Origin of the sequence: Leeuwenhoekiella sp. ZYFB001 (assembly GCF_011784865.1) — a bacterium.
Lineage (GTDB): Bacteria > Bacteroidota > Bacteroidia > Flavobacteriales > Flavobacteriaceae > Leeuwenhoekiella > Leeuwenhoekiella palythoae.
Genome location: NZ_CP050460.1, coordinates 51,712 through 66,876, shown reverse-complemented (window position 1 = coordinate 66,876; position 15,165 = coordinate 51,712). Strand labels below are relative to the sequence as shown.

The following is a 15,165-nucleotide window of genomic DNA, read 5'->3' as shown; positions in this document are numbered from 1 at the left end:
TAGGACTAAACTTCTGTAGGCTCATCTGCCGAAATAGTAATTTCTTTTCCGTCTACCAAAATATCAAGATCATCACCACCATCTAGGCTGAAAGTATATTTATCCTTAGCTACCGCTACTTTTACGATCTGATTTCTAAAATTTAATTTGAAAGAAAAACCATCCCAGGCTTTTGGCATTTTTGGTGCAAAAGAAAGCTTGTCGTCTTTGATACGCATTCCGCCAAAACCGGCAACAATGCTCAACCAAGTTCCGGCCATACTGGTAATGTGTAGCCCTTCGTGCACTTCTTTGTTGTAATCGTCAAGATCTAAACGTGCCGTACGCAAATAAAACGCATACGCTTGATCCATCTGATTGAGTTTTGCCGCCTGAATCGAATGCACACAAGGACTCAACGAAGATTCATGAACCGTGAACGGCTCATAAAAATCAAAATGCTTTTTGAGTTCGTCTTGTGAAAAATCATCTTCAAAAACATAAAAACCTTGTAATGTATCGGCTTGTTTTATGTAAGGTGAACGCAAGATGCGGTCCCAACTCCATTTTTGATTGATGGGGCGATCTGCTTTATCCAAATCCGCTACCGTAACTAATTCTTTATCTAAGAAGCCATCTTGTTGTAAGTACACGCCGTTTTCTTCTGAAAAAGGCAAATACATCTTCTCAGCAACTTCGGTCCACGAATTCAATTCTTCATTAGAAATACCCGTAGCTTCAGCAATTCGCTTATAATCTGATGCGAATTCCTTGCTCACTTTCTTGGTATTTTCAACTGCATAATTCAAACACCATTTTGCCAGGTAATTGGTGTAGAAATTATTGTTTACGTTGTTCTCGTATTCATTAGGCCCGGTCACACCAAGGATCACGAACTGTTCTTTTTTGCTCGACCAGGTTGCTCGTTGTTTCCAGAAACGCGCTACACCTATCATTACTTCCAATCCCTTTTCCGGAACATAGCTAAAGTCACCAGTGTAATTCACATAATCTCTGATTGCGAAGATCATCGCGCCATTACGGTGTATTTCTTCAAAAGTGATCTCCCACTCGTTGTGGCACTCTTCCCCATTCATTGTAACCATAGGGTACAACGCGGCGCCATTTTTGAAACCGAGTTTTTCGGCATTCTCAATAGCTTTCTCAAGATGGTTATATCTATAGGTTAGCAAATTACGCGCTACCTGCTGATCTTTGGTCGCCATGTAGAAAGGCAAGCAATAAGCTTCGGTATCCCAATAGGTAGAACCACCATATTTCTCACCTGTAAATCCTTTCGGCCCAATATTCAAACGAGCATCTTTACCCAAGTAGGTCTGATTCAGCTGAAAAATATTGAAACGAATACCTTGCTGTGCTTTGACATCTCCGTCGATGACGATGTCTGCCATTGCCCAGATTGCTGCCCAGTCTTCCTTTTGCTTAGCTAACAATCGGGTGAATCCTTCTTCAAGAGCAGTGTCTAAAACAGCTTCAGCAGCTTGCTTTAATTCGTCTTTATCGTGATTGAAAGAGGTGATATATCCTGCATATTTCTGAATAGCAAAAGTCTCGCCTTCTCTGATATCAGTCTCATAAACGTGACCGATATAAGTCTCTGCCTTATTGGTTTTGAGGGTTAAAGAAATCTCTTTCCCATCAACAGTAAAGGTGTTTGACATCGCCGTACACACGTAAAACATCGTTTTCATCGTGTGCGCTGTGATATAAGCCTTATTGCCGTCTTCTTCTACGTCAAGCGTATTCCAGAACTTATCATCCCAGTTGGTATCCTCATTGGTAATCCCACTGTCTAAATACGGCTCGTAGCTTATACTCACATCTTTATTTAGCGGAGTCACCTCATAATTGATCGCGCCAAGTTCATCGTGTTCTAAACTCAAAAAGCGTTTAGCTTTCACCTTAAGTTGCGTTCCGTTTTGTAATTCGGCTTCAAAACTGCGACCTAACCAACCTTCTTTCATGTTGAGTTCGCGACGAAATTTTGACACCGATTTTACGGTATTCAAATCAAGCGCTTCTCCATCAACTGTCACTTTGATCCCGATCCAGCTTGGAGCATTAAGCACCTTTGCAAAATATTCAGGATAGCCATTTTTCCACCAGCCTACTCGGGTTTTATCAGGATAATAAACACCTCCTATATAACTTCCCTGAAAAGTTTTTCCGCTATAGGCTTCTTCAAAGTTGGCACGTTGCCCCATAGCACCGTTCCCGATGCTAAAAAGACTTTCTGAAGACTTTACGCGATCCTTTTCAAATCCTTCTTCTATTACTGCCCAGGGAGCAGGAATGATATAATCTTGATTCATAGTTTATGCGTTGATTAGTTGGTCTAAAAATGCGGTATCGATTTCGGTAAAATCTTTAAAATTATGATCGGCTTCGTGCAAGACCTGTGCGTCGCCAATACCTATGCTCACCATATCGACCCGGTTTGCTGCCTGAATACCAGCGATTGAGTCTTCAAAAACGATCGCATCAGTATAGGCAACACCTAAAGCATCTGCGCCTATGGTAAAAACTTCGGGATCTGGCTTAGCTTTGGTTACGTGATTGCCATCTACAATACTGTCAAAACGATCAAAAAGCCCAACACGTTTTAAGATGGGTTGCGCGTTTTTACTGGCAGAACCAAGAGCCATTGGTATTTGCTTTTCCTGCAAATAATCAAGCACTTTTAGTACGCCCGGCAGAATATCATCTGAAGTCATTTTTGAAATATAACTCAGATATTCCTCATTTTTAGAAACGAGCCAGCCCTCTTTTTGTTCTTGAGTGGCTTTTACATCTCCTATTTCAAGTAAGATTTCCAGAGATCGTACGCGACTCACCCCTTTAAAACGCTCGTTTTGCTTTTCGGTAAATTCAAAACCCAATTCATGAGCGAGATTTCGCCACGCTAAGTAGTGAAATCCGGCCGTATCTACAATTACTCCGTCTAAGTCAAAAATAAAACCCTTTTTACCCATCCTTATCTGCGCGTTACTTCTTTAGTAGATTCACGCTCTACAAGACTGGTATCAATATAGGTTGTGCTATATTCTTCTTCCTCGTCTTCAGGGCTTTCTAATTTATTGATAAGAATAGAAGCTGCTTTACGCCCCATTTCTTCTCCGTGCTGACTCACCGCCGTTAAACTAGGCACTGCGTGCTCAGACAATTGACCATCAGTAAAGCAAACCAGCGAAATCTCATCAGGAATCTTTTTACCCAACGCGTTGATCACTCGAGATGCATGAACAGCAAAGAGTTCGTTTACGGTAAACACACCATCAAGGTCGTTATTAGTGATAAAATCTTCGATACGCTTTTTAGATTTATCAGAAAGATCATCAATATTATCCAACTTCAAAATAAGTTTATCATCAGCTTTGATCCCAAAATCATCCAGAGCATCAAGATAACCTTCGGTACGCAGGCGTCCTACACTCACGTAATCTTCGCTGGTAATAATACCTATTTTACGACACCCGGAGCGAATCATATGCGTCACCCCTTTTTTAGCGCCGGCTTTATCATCGATCAATACTCGATCACACTGAATCCCTTCAACCACACGGTCAAACATCACCACGGGCATTCCTTGATCGATCACTTCATTTAAGTGGTGATAATCTTCTTTCATCATCGTTTCTTTAGAAACCGAAAGAATGAATCCGTCTGTACTTCCATTGGCCAAAAGCTCCATATTCAGAACCTCTTTATCAAAAGCATTGTTCGAAAGACAAATGATCACGTTGTAATTATTCTCACGTGCTTCCTGCTCAATACCATAGATTACTGTAGTGAAAAAGTGGTGTACAATCTGAGGAATGATCACCCCGATCGTATTGGTTTTACGATTTTTTAAACTCAGCGCAATATTGTTAGGCTTGTAGTTATAGAGCTTCGCAAAAGCTTTGATTTTCTCACGAGTTTCTTCACTGATTTCCGGGCTGTCTCTAAGCGCTTTTGAAACGGTAGAGATCGAAACACCCAGCTCTTTTGCTATTGATTTTAGGGTTAACTTTCTTTTCATAATTTGAAAAATCGGTTTAATTCTTTTTGTCTATCTTGAAAGACTATTGATAATTATTACTTGTGGCAAATTTAAGCGACTAAATCGATTAAGTTCTCTTAATTTGTTTTAAATTTCGACTCTTGTTGACCGAAAGGTTTAATTAATGTAGTCTATCATGAAATATGTACATTCCATTCTGTTAATCACACTAATTATGAGTTCTTGTAAAAAAGAAAACACCGCAAATGATACCCCTAAAGATACGGCAGTTAAATCATATCACGAAAATTTTCGCCCACAATATCATTTTTCGCCCGAAGCACACTGGATGAACGACCCTAACGGTCTGGTTTACAAAGACGGAACCTATCATCTTTTCTATCAATTTTACCCAGATTCTACCGTTTGGGGACCTATGCATTGGGGGCACGCGACCAGTGAGGACTTAAAAAATTGGAAAAATGAGCCAATTGCACTTGAGCCGGATGAATTAGGCTACATTTTTTCAGGAAGTGCCGTGGTTGATCACAACAATTCTTCTGGCTTAGGCACTGCCGAAAACCCGCCACTGATCGCCATGTTCACCTATCACGAACCCAAAGGTGCTGAGGCAAAAACTTCAGATTATCAATATCAGGGAATTGCTTACAGTCTTGACAACGGAAAGTCGTTTACAAAGTATGCCGGCAATCCTGTTGTGCCGAATAACGAAAACCTTGTAGATTTTAGAGACCCGAAAGTTTTCTGGCACGAAGACTCTAATAAATGGATTCTAGTGCTAGTTGCCGGCGATCGCGCGATGATTTACAATTCTGATAATTTAATTGACTGGGCCTACCTCAGCGAATTTGGCAAGGACATCGGCGCTCATGGTGGCGTTTGGGAATGTCCTGATCTCTTTCCGTTAACGGTAAAGGAAACCGGCGAGACCAAATGGGTGTTGTTTATCAGCATCAATCCGGGCGCTCCTAACGGTGGCTCCGGAACACAATATTTTATTGGCGATTTTGACGGAAAACAATTTACCACAACCCAAACAGACGAAAAATGGATTGACCTCGGCCGTGATAATTATGCCGGGATCACCTACAATAACTTGCCTGATGAAGAGCGTACGTTTATCGCTTGGATGAGCAACTGGGAGTACGGCCAGAAAACACCTACTGAAAAGTGGCGTAGTGCGATGACGCTTCCGCAAAAAGTGAGTTTACATAAAAACAAGGATTATTTTTTAGCCAATACTCCGGTAGCCTCAATTACTGAAGGTTTAAGCGATGTTTCCATAGATATTTTAGAAGAGCAAAACACCTCATCATTTTCTCATAAAAACCTCAACCAAGCAGTAGTTTCTTTTAAATTACCTAAACCGCTTAAGGATTTTAAGATTAATGTCGGAAATGCAGATGGCGAAAAGCTCACGATTTTATTTGACGCCCAAGCCGCAAAATACAGTTTGGACCGAAGCAAAAGTGGTTTGACCGACTTTTCAGATAAATTCGCACTCCCAATAATGGAAGCTCCTGCTGACTTCATCGACAGCGATTCAGCGGAATTTCAAATTTTCTTAGATGCTTCTTCGATGGAATTTTTTGCTGATAACGGCGCTAATGCCATCACCGCACAGTTTTTCCCAGAAAAGCCATACACCCAGTTCAGCATCACTACCGAAGATGAAGTGAAAAATTTAAAAATCACCCCAATTCCTTCAATCTGGATGGACAATAACTAATACTAGAATTTGAATATATGAAAGCAGTACAAAAATGGTCTGTAACCGTCGCACTTGCCGGTTTTCTTTTTGGTTTTGACACCGTAGTAATTTCAGGTGCCAACTTACCGGTTAAAGAATTATGGAATCTCTCACCTTGGTTTCACGGACTGTTCATCATGTCAATGGCCCTGTGGGGAACCGTTTTGGGCTCTCTGACCGGCGGTATTCCTTGTGATAAATTTGGGCGCAAAAAAACCTTGTTCTGGATCGGGATTCTCTATTTTGCTTCGGCTTTAGGTTCTGCCTTATCTCCAGACCCGTATTTATTTTCCTTTTTTCGCTTCATTGGCGGTGTAGGGGTTGGTGCTTCTTCCGTAGCTGCGCCTACCTATATTTCAGAAATTACCACTGCTTCTAACCGCGGTAAATTGGTCGCACTGTACCAATTTAATCTGGTTTTAGGTATTCTTATCGCATTCTTTTCAAATTACCTTTTAGAAGGTTTTCAAGGTGAAAATGACTGGCGCTGGATGATGGGTGTCGAAGCGATTCCGGCGTTTTTATATACGGTTCTGGTAATGACCGTTCCTGAAAGTCCGCGCTGGCTGCTTCATAAGAAAAAGGATGAACAAGGTGCTTTTGCGGTACTCAATCAAGTTTATGACAAACAGGAAACACAGCGTAAAATTGACAGCATTAAAACCGAATTAGCAAAAACGACTGATGATGTAAAACTCTTTACGGCACGATTTAAAAAACCCTTGATCCTAGCCTTTTTAATCGCCTTTTTTAATCAGGTATCCGGGATCAATTTCATTCTGTACTATGCCCCTGAAATTTTAGTAAAAGCCGGTTTAGCCACCGAAGATTCCTTGTTAAATTCAATTTCAATAGGCGTGGTGAACCTCATCTTTACTTTTGTTGGTGTTGGCTTGATCGACCGTCTGGGCCGCCGCACGCTAATGTTTATCGGTTCGTTTGGTTACATTATCAGCCTCGTTACGGTAGCTTGGTGTTTTTACAGCGGCGCGAGTCCGGCGTTGTTACTCACTTTCATTCTGATCTTTATCGCATCACACGCTGTTGGACAAGGGGCTGTGATCTGGGTATTTATTTCTGAAGTTTTCCCTAATAAGGTGCGCGCTTACGGGCAATCTTGGGGAACAGGAACGCATTGGGTTTTTGCCGCATTAATCACACTTTTGACTCCGGTTTTCTTAGATGGAGAAAACGGAATTTTTAAAGACAATCCGTGGCCCATTTTTGCATTCTTTGCGTTTATGATGTTTTTACAATTACTGTTTACCAAATTTATGATGCCCGAAACAAAAGGGATTTCGCTTGAAGAATTAGAAGAAAAAATATTGGGATAATGAAAGAGTCTTTAAACGCTATTTGCTTCGGGGAGATTTTATGGGATGTTTTTCCTGACGGAAAAGCTTTAGGCGGCGCTCCGCTCAATTTATGCTTACGTATGAAAAGTCTGGGCGTCACGATGCAAATGATCAGCAGATTGGGCCAAGATGCTTTAGCCGAAGAAACCCGCGAAGCCATTCAAAAATTCCGTCTTGATCAAAATCTGATTCAAGAAGATCCTGCTCTAGAAACCGGAAAAGTAGAAGTCACGCTTGATGCTTCGGGCAGTGCCTCGTACAACATCAAAAAACCGGTCGCGTGGGATGCTATAGCATTGACTGATAAAAACAAAAATGCTGTGCAACAAGCCGATCTATTCATTTTTGGCTCCTTAGCAGCACGCAGCAACGAGTCTAGCGAAACGCTTAACAGCCTGCTTCAGCTTGCTGGTTATACCATTTTTGATGTGAATTTACGCGCACCGCATTATGAAATGGAAACGCTTATTGAGTTTATGAAGCAAGCGCAAATGATCAAAATGAATGATGAAGAACTTGAAGAAGTTGCTCAGTTTTTAGACATCTCAAATCTTAGTACCGAAGCGCAACTTTCCACCATAAGTAAGCTAACCAATACCGATATTATTTGCATTACTTTAGGCGCTGATGGTGCTCTACTTTATAAAAATGGAGCTATCGCCAAAAATAGCGGTTACAGTACAAAAGTGATAGATACCGTGGGTGCCGGCGATTCTTTTTTAGCCGGACTGATCTACCAACTTTTTAAAGTTGAAAATACTCCGGAAAAAGCCTTGGCCTTTGCTTGTGCGTTGGGTGCTTTAGTAGCCGGAACCAAAGGTGCTAACGCCCCCATTACTTCAGAACAAATAGAAGCAAAAATGAGAGAATAGCAACCTTGGGGTAAACCCAAGGTTTTTGAATCTCAATTATCGCGTAATTATTCGGCCATTTTCTCGCATAGCGCGATTGTTTCTTCTACATCAGCCAAAGTCGTACGGGGATTGATCAAACACATGCGCAATACAGTTTGCCCGTTAAGAATGGTCGTCACCAGCATCGCCTCTCGAGAATCTACTACTCCTTCTGAGATCTTTGAGTTGAGCGCATCAAGTTCTTGCTCAGACAGGTTTTGATCAATAGGGTTGTATCTAAAATTGATCACGGCTAGTGTAGCCGGAGAAACCACTTCCCACTTTTTACTTTTCCGAAGAATGCTTTCTACTTTTTCACACAGATCAAAATTGTATTGCACCGCTTCTCTAAAAGCTTTTAAACCAAAAGTTTTTATGCTCATATAAAATTTAAGCGCTCTAAAACGTCGGGTTAACTGGATTCCGTGGTCGTAAAAATTGATCTCAGAACTGTTCCCTTCTACATCTTTTAAATATTCAGGAACTTCGGTAAATGTTCCGCTCAACCATTTGTGATTTCTCACGAGCAAACACCCCATTTCATAAGGCTGATAGAACCATTTGTGCGGATCTACCGTTAGCGAGTCGGCTTTTTCAACTCCTTTTAAAAGTTGCTTTCCATTCTTTGCCAGAATTGCTGCGCCACCATAGGCACCATCAATATGAAACCATAAATCTTCAGCCTTCGCAATAGCAGCTAATTCGGTCAATTGATCAACAGTACCGGTATTCGTTGTTCCCGCTGAAGCCAGTAAGCAAAAAGGTTTCCACCCGGCAAGACGATCTTTGTTGATCGCATTTTTCAACTTATTGATTGCGAACTTAAATTCAAGATCGGTTGGGATCAAACGTATTTGTTCTTTTCTGAAGCCCATTACGCGTATCGCCTTGATATTTGAAGAATGCGCTTGATCAGACAGATAAATCACCGCTTTAGAAAAATCGTCGCCGCATTTGATATTACGCGCAGTGATCAATGCCGTAAGATTTGCCATCGAGCCACCGCTAGTGAAAATTCCGCCGCCGCGTTTTTTAGGAAATCCATATAAACTCAATAACCAGTTTATGGTCACGATCTCTAATTCTGCAGCTGCCGGCGAAGCTGCCCAGCCTCCTGAAAACACATTGAACCCTGTGGCCAATGCATCAGCCATCGCACTCACGTAATTGCTGGGCCCGGGCACAAACGAATAAAACTTAGGATGACTCATAATGTTTGTAAAAGGCATCACCTTTTCCATTACAGTATCAAAAACCTCGTTAGCGGCAGTAGGCGCCTCTGGAGCGTGCTCGCGTAACAAAGAATCCATTTCTTCACGGCTTGCTTGCGCTACCGGTTTCTTTTTATGTTGGTTGAGGTGATGCTCAACAATAGCATCAACCACTTTATACCCATAATCACGCATTTCTTGTTCAGACAATTCTAAACGCGCTATATCCTTTGCTTCCATCAATATTCAATTTTATGCAAAACTACGGCTTTAAATTCAGCTAAAACCCTTTGCCCCGTCATCCTTTCATTGGAAGTACATCGCTCGAACTTTGTAAATATTTTAAGACTTAAAAAAAAGCCAACATCAGGAATACGCTACCTTTGCACAGCAATTTTAAATCTTAAAAGTTTGAAAGAAACATTAGCAAATGTATTTACGCTAAAGACGTTGTTTCGCACCGCTTTCATTCTTAGTTTGCTTGGAGTTTTTGCCTTTATCCTGGATTTTGGCTACGAGCAATCTTCAAAATTGCAAACCTTTCTCAACGCCTATTACCTGTTTATTCTTTTTGTGGGAATCGCCGTTACCCTAGTACGCTATTTTACCCAATCAAAAAAACTAAGCACACAGGTCATTCTTTTTGACGCGGCCAGTATTCTGGTCATTTTATACATCATAGGCATTCATTTTTTTGGTGCCGAAGCGCATAAGCATTTAAATTTTCTCTATAGTGACAGTTGGGTAAGGGCAGCGATCTTGCTCACATTTATTAGAGAGTTTGCAGAGCAGCGCGTGAATTACAAAAAGAGCCACCTCAACCCGGCGCAACTCTTTATTGCCAGTTTTGTTGGGATCGTTTTATTGGGCACTTTTTTACTGATGCTTCCCAAAGCTACCTATGACGGGATTTCATTTTTAGATGCCCTGTTTACTTCTACAAGTGCGGTTTGTGTAACCGGTCTGATCGTAGTAGATACGGGAACTTTTTTTACACCGCTTGGCCAAAACATCATCGTTTTTCTCATTCAATTGGGAGGTCTGGGCATTCTAACTTTTGCCAGTTATTTCAGTTATTTTTTTAAGGGAATGTCCACCTTTGAAAATCAGGTGGTGTTGAGTGATATGAATAATTCGCAAAAGATCAGTGAAGTCTTTTCTACGCTAAAACGTATTCTTATCATTACCTTTTCGATCGAAGCTGTTGGCGGAATTCTAATTTTTCTAAGCCTTAAAGCCGAAAACTTTCAAGACTTTACAGATCGGTTCTTTTTCTCGGTTTTCCACTCTATTTCGGCTTTTTGTAATGCCGGTTTTTCAACCCTATCTAATGGTATTTATGATATCAATTTTAGATACAACTATTTTTTACAGCTCACCCTAATCGGACTTTTTGTTTTTGGCGGATTGGGTTTTCCTATTGTCATCAATATTCTGAAATATTTAAAGTACAAGATCGTGAACCCCATTAAATATTGGGATCGCGGAACTTTAAGCAAACCTTGGGTGTTAAGTCTTAGCAGCCGTATTACGCTAATTACCACTACCGCATTATCGCTTTTAGGCACCGCTGTTTTTTATGCTAATGAGTACCACAATACGCTGGCTGAACATAATGGTTTTGGCAAATTTGTAACCGCACTTTTTGGAGCCACTACGCCCAGAACAGCCGGTTTTAATACGCTAGATATGAATCAGCTGCATTTTTCTACACTGATGATGATCTTCTTATTGATGTGGGTTGGCGCCTCGCCAGCTTCAACAGGGGGTGGTATCAAGACCAGCACCTTTGCGATTGCCACGTTAAATTTTTTGAGCCTCGCTAAAGGTAAAGAACGCATAGAAGTGTATCGCAGAGAGATCGCCGATATTTCGGTGAGAAGGGCATTTGCCATCATCTCGTTATCGCTTGTTGTTATTGGTTTTGCGGTGATCGCTATTGCAGCTTTTGATCCTGATAAAACCTTGCTCAGCATTGCCTTTGAATGCTTTTCTGCATACAGTACCGTAGGCCTCAGTTTAGGCATTACTTCAAGTCTTTCAGCAGGTAGTAAAGGAGTATTGATCATCGTGATGTTTATTGGGCGCGTGAGTATGCTTACCATACTTATTGCGATCTTCAGAAAGATGAAATACAAAGCCTACCGCTACCCTAGCGAAGAAATTTTGATCAATTAAAACGTTTAGATTATGAAATATATCATTGTGGGATTAGGAAGCTTTGGCGCTTCTTTAGCCGAAAAACTTACCGCTCAAGGCAACGAAGTTATAGGCATTGATATTAAAATGAATCGTGTAGATGCTTTAAAAGAAAAAATCACGCACACCATTTGTCTAGATGCGACTGATGAATCTACCGTAACTGGTTTGCCGCTTAAGGATACCGACATTGTAGTTGTCGCTATTGGGGAAAATCAAGGTACTAATGTGATGGTTACTGCACTGCTCAAAAATCTAAAAGTAAAAAAACTCATCAGCAGGGCGGTAAATCCCTTGCACGAGAACGTATTGAGCGCCATTGGTGTTGATGAGATCGTACACCCGGAACAAGAAAGCGCAGAACGCCTGGCAAAAAAACTGTGTATGCGCGGCGTTGTAGATTCCTTTGAGCTGAATGAGTATTTCAGTATTGTAGAGGTGAAATTACCTAAGCAATATGAAAATAAAACGGTGGAAGAAGTTCAATTTAGAGAACGCTATAATCTTCTTGTTTTAACCACGCTGAAGAATGCCTATGTAGATACCGAAATTGGTAAAACCAAAACCATTATCGATGTTCAAAGTGTCGCCACACCCCAATTGTTATTAGAGCGTGGAGACATTTTAGTTCTTTACGGCGCCAACAAAGACATCCGAAAATTTATCAATTCTTAGAATAAGGTTATTGCGACTTCGATCGCTCCATACTCTTGCTCTGGATTCCACATTGCGGTTGCTGCCATTGGGATCGTGAATTTTTTAAGCACAGGAACTTCTCTGGCATAAATTAAACCTATATTGGTTAGATTAGGCTTATCGCCGTAAAAGTGAGCCTCATTTTCAAAAGAGAACGCTCCACCCACAAAGGCGCTGATCGACCAATCTTTCTTTTGAATCAAACCGTAACTAACCTCTACATAATTAGAAAACGCATTTTTCAGTTCGCCATCACTAGCAACATAAGTATCTCGCCCTTGCACGATAGTACTCCAAGAAAGCTTCAACGGAATAGGCTTAAACTCATATCCTAAAGTCACATCGATAAAATGAGAAGTAGTGCTCCGGTCGTAGTCAAAAATACCGGCGTCCGGGAAATCACTATAGTTGTTAATATCCCATACACTTAACGAAAAACCGTTTGTACTGTACGAAACGTAATAATCAAATTCAGTATAATAACCTGTTACTCCGGCGCCTCCCCAAAGTCCGGCTTTGAATTTTCCATCGCGTGAAGTATAGTTAAGATCTACATCCAGAACCGGAGCATCGGTCACGCGTAAACCCTTCCAGAGGTGCATATTTTTAGCCTTCAGATTAAATGCGAAAGGCTTGTATTTTGTAGCTGTAGAATCTTCAATTTGCAGATCTGAAGAGCGTAAGTCTTCCTGTGCCTGTAGCTGCTGAAGTGCGAGAATGCACCACAGCGCTAAGGCCGTTTGAAATAATTTCATAAAATGATTTAGATATAAATTAGTTTAAGGCTAGAAATAGAAAGGCTGCTAAAACAGCGCCAATGATGGGACCCAAAACAGGAATCCAGGCGTAACTCCATCCACTATCGGTTTTGCCTTTTATGGGTAATAGTGCGTGAACTATACGCGGACCTAAATCACGCGCCGGGTTGATCGCATAGCCGGTTGTTCCTCCTAAAGAAAGACCTACTCCCCACACAACAAATGCCACTGGAATCGCGCCAATAGAGCCCAGACCCACTTTAGTTCCTGTACCGTCAGCGATTTCTGCATCAGAAAAATAGAATACACAAATAAGCAACACGAAAGTCCCTAAAATCTCACTTACTATATTTCTAAAATTGTTTGGGATCGCCGGATCTGTACAAAACACCGCACGTTTGAGTCCGCCGTCTTCGGTAGCATCAAAATGGTCTTTGTACATCACATACACCAAGAAAGAACCTATCATCGCCCCAATAAATTCTGCTGCGAGATATGTAGGTACATCTGCCCACGAAAACAATCCACCGGCTGCGAGACCTATGGTCACCGCCGGATTTAAATGCGCCCCACTATACGGGCCGGCAACAACAACACCTACAAAAACTGCAAGTCCCCAAGCGGTGGTAATGGTCATCCAACCACCACCTTTCCCCTTGGTTTTATTTAAAATATCATTAGCTACAATTCCTCCTCCTAAAAGGATCAATAAAGCCGTTCCTAAAACTTCTGCTATAAATGGTGTCATAATTCTTATAATTTAGTCCAGTGTTCTAGTGCTTTAACTGCGCGGTACCAACCTTTGATTCCGGCTTCTACATCCTCCTTAGGTTTAACGGGCTCAAAGCGTTTATCTTCTTGCCATATCTCTTGAATCTCTTCTTTACTTTCCCAGAAGCCTACGGCAAGACCTGCAAGATATGCAGCTCCCAAAGCAGTAGTTTCGGTGATTTTAGGACGCACTGTTACTGAATCTAATACATCTGCCTGAAATTGCATTAAGGTTTCATTTACTGAAGCGCCACCATCAACACGCAATTCTTTAATATCAATTCCAGAATCAGCTTCCATAGATTTTAGAATATCCATCGTTTGATAAGCGATCGCTTCTATCGAAGCACGTGCGATATGGGCATCGGTGGTTCCGCGGGTAACCCCGAAGATAGTTCCTTTTGCTTTTTGATTCCAATACGGTGCACCAAGACCGGCAAATGCTGGAATAAAATAAACGCCATCTGTAGATTCTACAGACTCCGCCAGCGGTTCTACATCTTCAGATTTATTGATAATTCCTAAACCGTCACGCAACCATTGTACTACTGCACCACCAATAAAAATGCTTCCTTCAAGTGCATATTCGGTTTTACCGTTAATTCTCCAGGCAACCGTGGTCAATAAATTATTTTTAGAAAGAATAGGTTTGTCTCCAATGTTCATCAACATAAAGCAACCCGTTCCGTAGGTATTTTTAACCATTCCTTTTTTGGTACACATCTGACCAAACAATGCTGCCATCTGATCTCCCGCGATTCCGGCAATAGGAATTTTAGATGCAAAAATGGTGGTTTTGGTATGCCCATATACTTCACTAGAATCTTTAACTTCCGGAAGCATGCTTTTTGGAACATCAAAAAGCTCAAGAAGCTCCTCATCCCATTCCATCGTATTGATGTTAAAAAGCAAGGTTCTACACGCATTAGTAACATCGGTCACATGCAATTCTCCTTTGGTGAATTTCCAGATCAACCACGTATCTATGGTTCCTAGAATCAAATCTCCGGCTTCGGCTTTTTCGCGTGCACCTTCTACATTATCGAGTATCCATTTTACTTTGGTTCCGGCGAAGTACGAGTCGATCACCAATCCGGTTTTCTCCTGAATCATTTCGGCTTTGCCATTTTCTTTCAGCTCTTCGCAATAATCTGCTGTACGCTTGTCTTGCCAAACGATGGCATTATACACCGGTTCGCCGGTATTTTTATCCCAAACAACAACTGTTTCCCGCTGATTGGTAATCCCGATCCCGGCTATGTTTTTTCCGTTTAAACCCTTAGAAACGGTTGCTTCGGCAGCAACACCCGCTTGTGTGGACCATATCTCCTGAGGATCGTGCTCTACCCAACCCGGTTTAGGGAAGTATTGTTTAAATTCTTTCTGAGCTATCGACACAATTCCACCTTTCTTATCGAAAACGATTGCGCGCGAACTTGTTGTTCCCTGATCCAGGGATAATATAAACTGGTCCATGTTGTATAATATAGGTTTAAAGATTAAGGCACTGCGACGTTAAAGCCGTAGTG

General features: G+C 41.4%; 12 protein-coding genes. 5 read left to right on the top strand and 7 right to left on the bottom strand.

What is annotated here, in order from left to right:
* Positions 1-5: 5 nt before the first annotated feature.
* From HCN54_RS00240 to HCN54_RS00230, 3 genes are read right to left on the bottom strand one after another with little or no spacing between them, the layout of a single operon-like run.
* Positions 6-2,312 (bottom strand): glycoside hydrolase family 65 protein, encoded by a 2,307-nt coding sequence (locus HCN54_RS00240; RefSeq protein WP_167596105.1) that lies wholly within the window; start codon positions 2,310-2,312, stop codon positions 6-8.
* A gap of 3 nt (positions 2,313-2,315) precedes the next feature.
* Positions 2,316-2,972, bottom strand: a complete 657-nt coding sequence (gene pgmB / locus HCN54_RS00235; RefSeq protein WP_167596104.1) for a beta-phosphoglucomutase — start codon at positions 2,970-2,972, stop codon at positions 2,316-2,318.
* Positions 2,973-2,974: 2 nt separating this feature from the next.
* Positions 2,975-4,021 carry a LacI family DNA-binding transcriptional regulator gene (locus tag HCN54_RS00230; protein WP_167596103.1) on the bottom strand — a complete coding sequence of 349 codons (1,047 nt, stop codon included), beginning with the start codon at positions 4,019-4,021 and terminating at the stop codon, positions 2,975-2,977.
* Between the two features lie 196 nt (positions 4,022-4,217).
* On the opposite strand from HCN54_RS00230, the gene HCN54_RS00225 reads away from it, so the two are divergent.
* From HCN54_RS00225 to HCN54_RS00215, 3 genes are read left to right on the top strand one after another with little or no spacing between them, the layout of a single operon-like run.
* On the top strand, positions 4,218-5,732 hold the full coding sequence (locus tag HCN54_RS00225; RefSeq protein ID WP_167596102.1) for a glycoside hydrolase family 32 protein: 1,515 nt from the start codon (positions 4,218-4,220) through the stop codon (positions 5,730-5,732).
* Between the two features lie 17 nt (positions 5,733-5,749).
* A complete protein-coding gene (locus tag HCN54_RS00220) occupies positions 5,750-7,087 on the top strand; it encodes a sugar porter family MFS transporter (RefSeq protein ID WP_167596101.1) in 1,338 nt (445 codons plus the stop codon).
* Positions 7,087-7,980, top strand: coding sequence for a carbohydrate kinase family protein (locus tag HCN54_RS00215; protein WP_167596100.1), 894 nt, complete (start codon positions 7,087-7,089; stop codon positions 7,978-7,980). Before HCN54_RS00220 ends, HCN54_RS00215 begins: the two co-directional genes overlap by 1 nt.
* Before the next feature lie 47 nt (positions 7,981-8,027).
* Here the strand turns inward: HCN54_RS00215 and HCN54_RS00210 are convergent, their stop codons facing one another.
* Positions 8,028-9,452: a pyridoxal phosphate-dependent decarboxylase family protein gene (locus tag HCN54_RS00210; RefSeq protein ID WP_167596099.1), complete on the bottom strand. Its 1,425-nt coding sequence runs from the start codon at positions 9,450-9,452 to the stop codon at positions 8,028-8,030.
* Between the two features lie 171 nt (positions 9,453-9,623).
* On the opposite strand from HCN54_RS00210, the gene HCN54_RS00205 reads away from it, so the two are divergent.
* Both HCN54_RS00205 and HCN54_RS00200 read left to right on the top strand, forming a co-directional pair.
* The gene (locus HCN54_RS00205; protein WP_167596098.1) at positions 9,624-11,390 is read left to right on the top strand and encodes a TrkH family potassium uptake protein; all 1,767 of its coding nucleotides are present in this window, start codon (positions 9,624-9,626) and stop codon (positions 11,388-11,390) included.
* Positions 11,391-11,402: 12 nt separating this feature from the next.
* Positions 11,403-12,086: a potassium channel family protein gene (locus tag HCN54_RS00200; protein WP_167596097.1), complete on the top strand. Its 684-nt coding sequence runs from the start codon at positions 11,403-11,405 to the stop codon at positions 12,084-12,086.
* Here HCN54_RS00200 and HCN54_RS00195 read toward each other — a convergent pair.
* The 3 genes from HCN54_RS00195 to glpK are packed head-to-tail and all read right to left on the bottom strand — an operon-like array spanning position 12,083 to position 15,112.
* A complete protein-coding gene (locus HCN54_RS00195; RefSeq protein WP_167596096.1) occupies positions 12,083-12,862 on the bottom strand; it encodes a hypothetical protein in 780 nt (259 codons plus the stop codon). The genes HCN54_RS00200 and HCN54_RS00195 overlap by 4 nt on opposite strands.
* Positions 12,863-12,881: 19 nt before the next feature.
* Positions 12,882-13,613: an MIP/aquaporin family protein gene (locus HCN54_RS00190; protein ID WP_167596095.1), complete on the bottom strand. Its 732-nt coding sequence runs from the start codon at positions 13,611-13,613 to the stop codon at positions 12,882-12,884.
* Between the two features lie 5 nt (positions 13,614-13,618).
* Positions 13,619-15,112: a glycerol kinase GlpK gene (gene glpK / locus HCN54_RS00185; RefSeq protein ID WP_167596094.1), complete on the bottom strand. Its 1,494-nt coding sequence runs from the start codon at positions 15,110-15,112 to the stop codon at positions 13,619-13,621.
* Positions 15,113-15,165 lie beyond the last annotated feature (53 nt).

Bases quoted from the DNA above. Each gene is read 5' to 3' on its own strand.
- HCN54_RS00240 (WP_167596105.1), bottom strand. From the start codon at position 2,312: ATGAATCAAGATTATATCATTCCTGCTCCCTGGGCAGTAATAGAAGAA.
- pgmB (WP_167596104.1), bottom strand. From the start codon at position 2,972: ATGGGTAAAAAGGGTTTTATTTTTGACTTAGACGGAGTAATTGTAGAT.
- HCN54_RS00230 (WP_167596103.1), bottom strand. From the start codon at position 4,021: ATGAAAAGAAAGTTAACCCTAAAATCAATAGCAAAAGAGCTGGGTGTT.
- HCN54_RS00225 (WP_167596102.1), top strand. From the start codon at position 4,218: ATGAGTTCTTGTAAAAAAGAAAACACCGCAAATGATACCCCTAAAGAT.
- HCN54_RS00220 (WP_167596101.1), top strand. From the start codon at position 5,750: ATGAAAGCAGTACAAAAATGGTCTGTAACCGTCGCACTTGCCGGTTTT.
- HCN54_RS00215 (WP_167596100.1), top strand. From the start codon at position 7,087: ATGAAAGAGTCTTTAAACGCTATTTGCTTCGGGGAGATTTTATGGGAT.
- HCN54_RS00210 (WP_167596099.1), bottom strand. From the start codon at position 9,452: ATGGAAGCAAAGGATATAGCGCGTTTAGAATTGTCTGAACAAGAAATG.
- HCN54_RS00200 (WP_167596097.1), top strand. From the start codon at position 11,403: ATGAAATATATCATTGTGGGATTAGGAAGCTTTGGCGCTTCTTTAGCC.
- HCN54_RS00195 (WP_167596096.1), bottom strand. From the start codon at position 12,862: ATGAAATTATTTCAAACGGCCTTAGCGCTGTGGTGCATTCTCGCACTT.
- HCN54_RS00190 (WP_167596095.1), bottom strand. From the start codon at position 13,613: ATGACACCATTTATAGCAGAAGTTTTAGGAACGGCTTTATTGATCCTT.
- glpK (WP_167596094.1), bottom strand. From the start codon at position 15,112: ATGGACCAGTTTATATTATCCCTGGATCAGGGAACAACAAGTTCGCGC.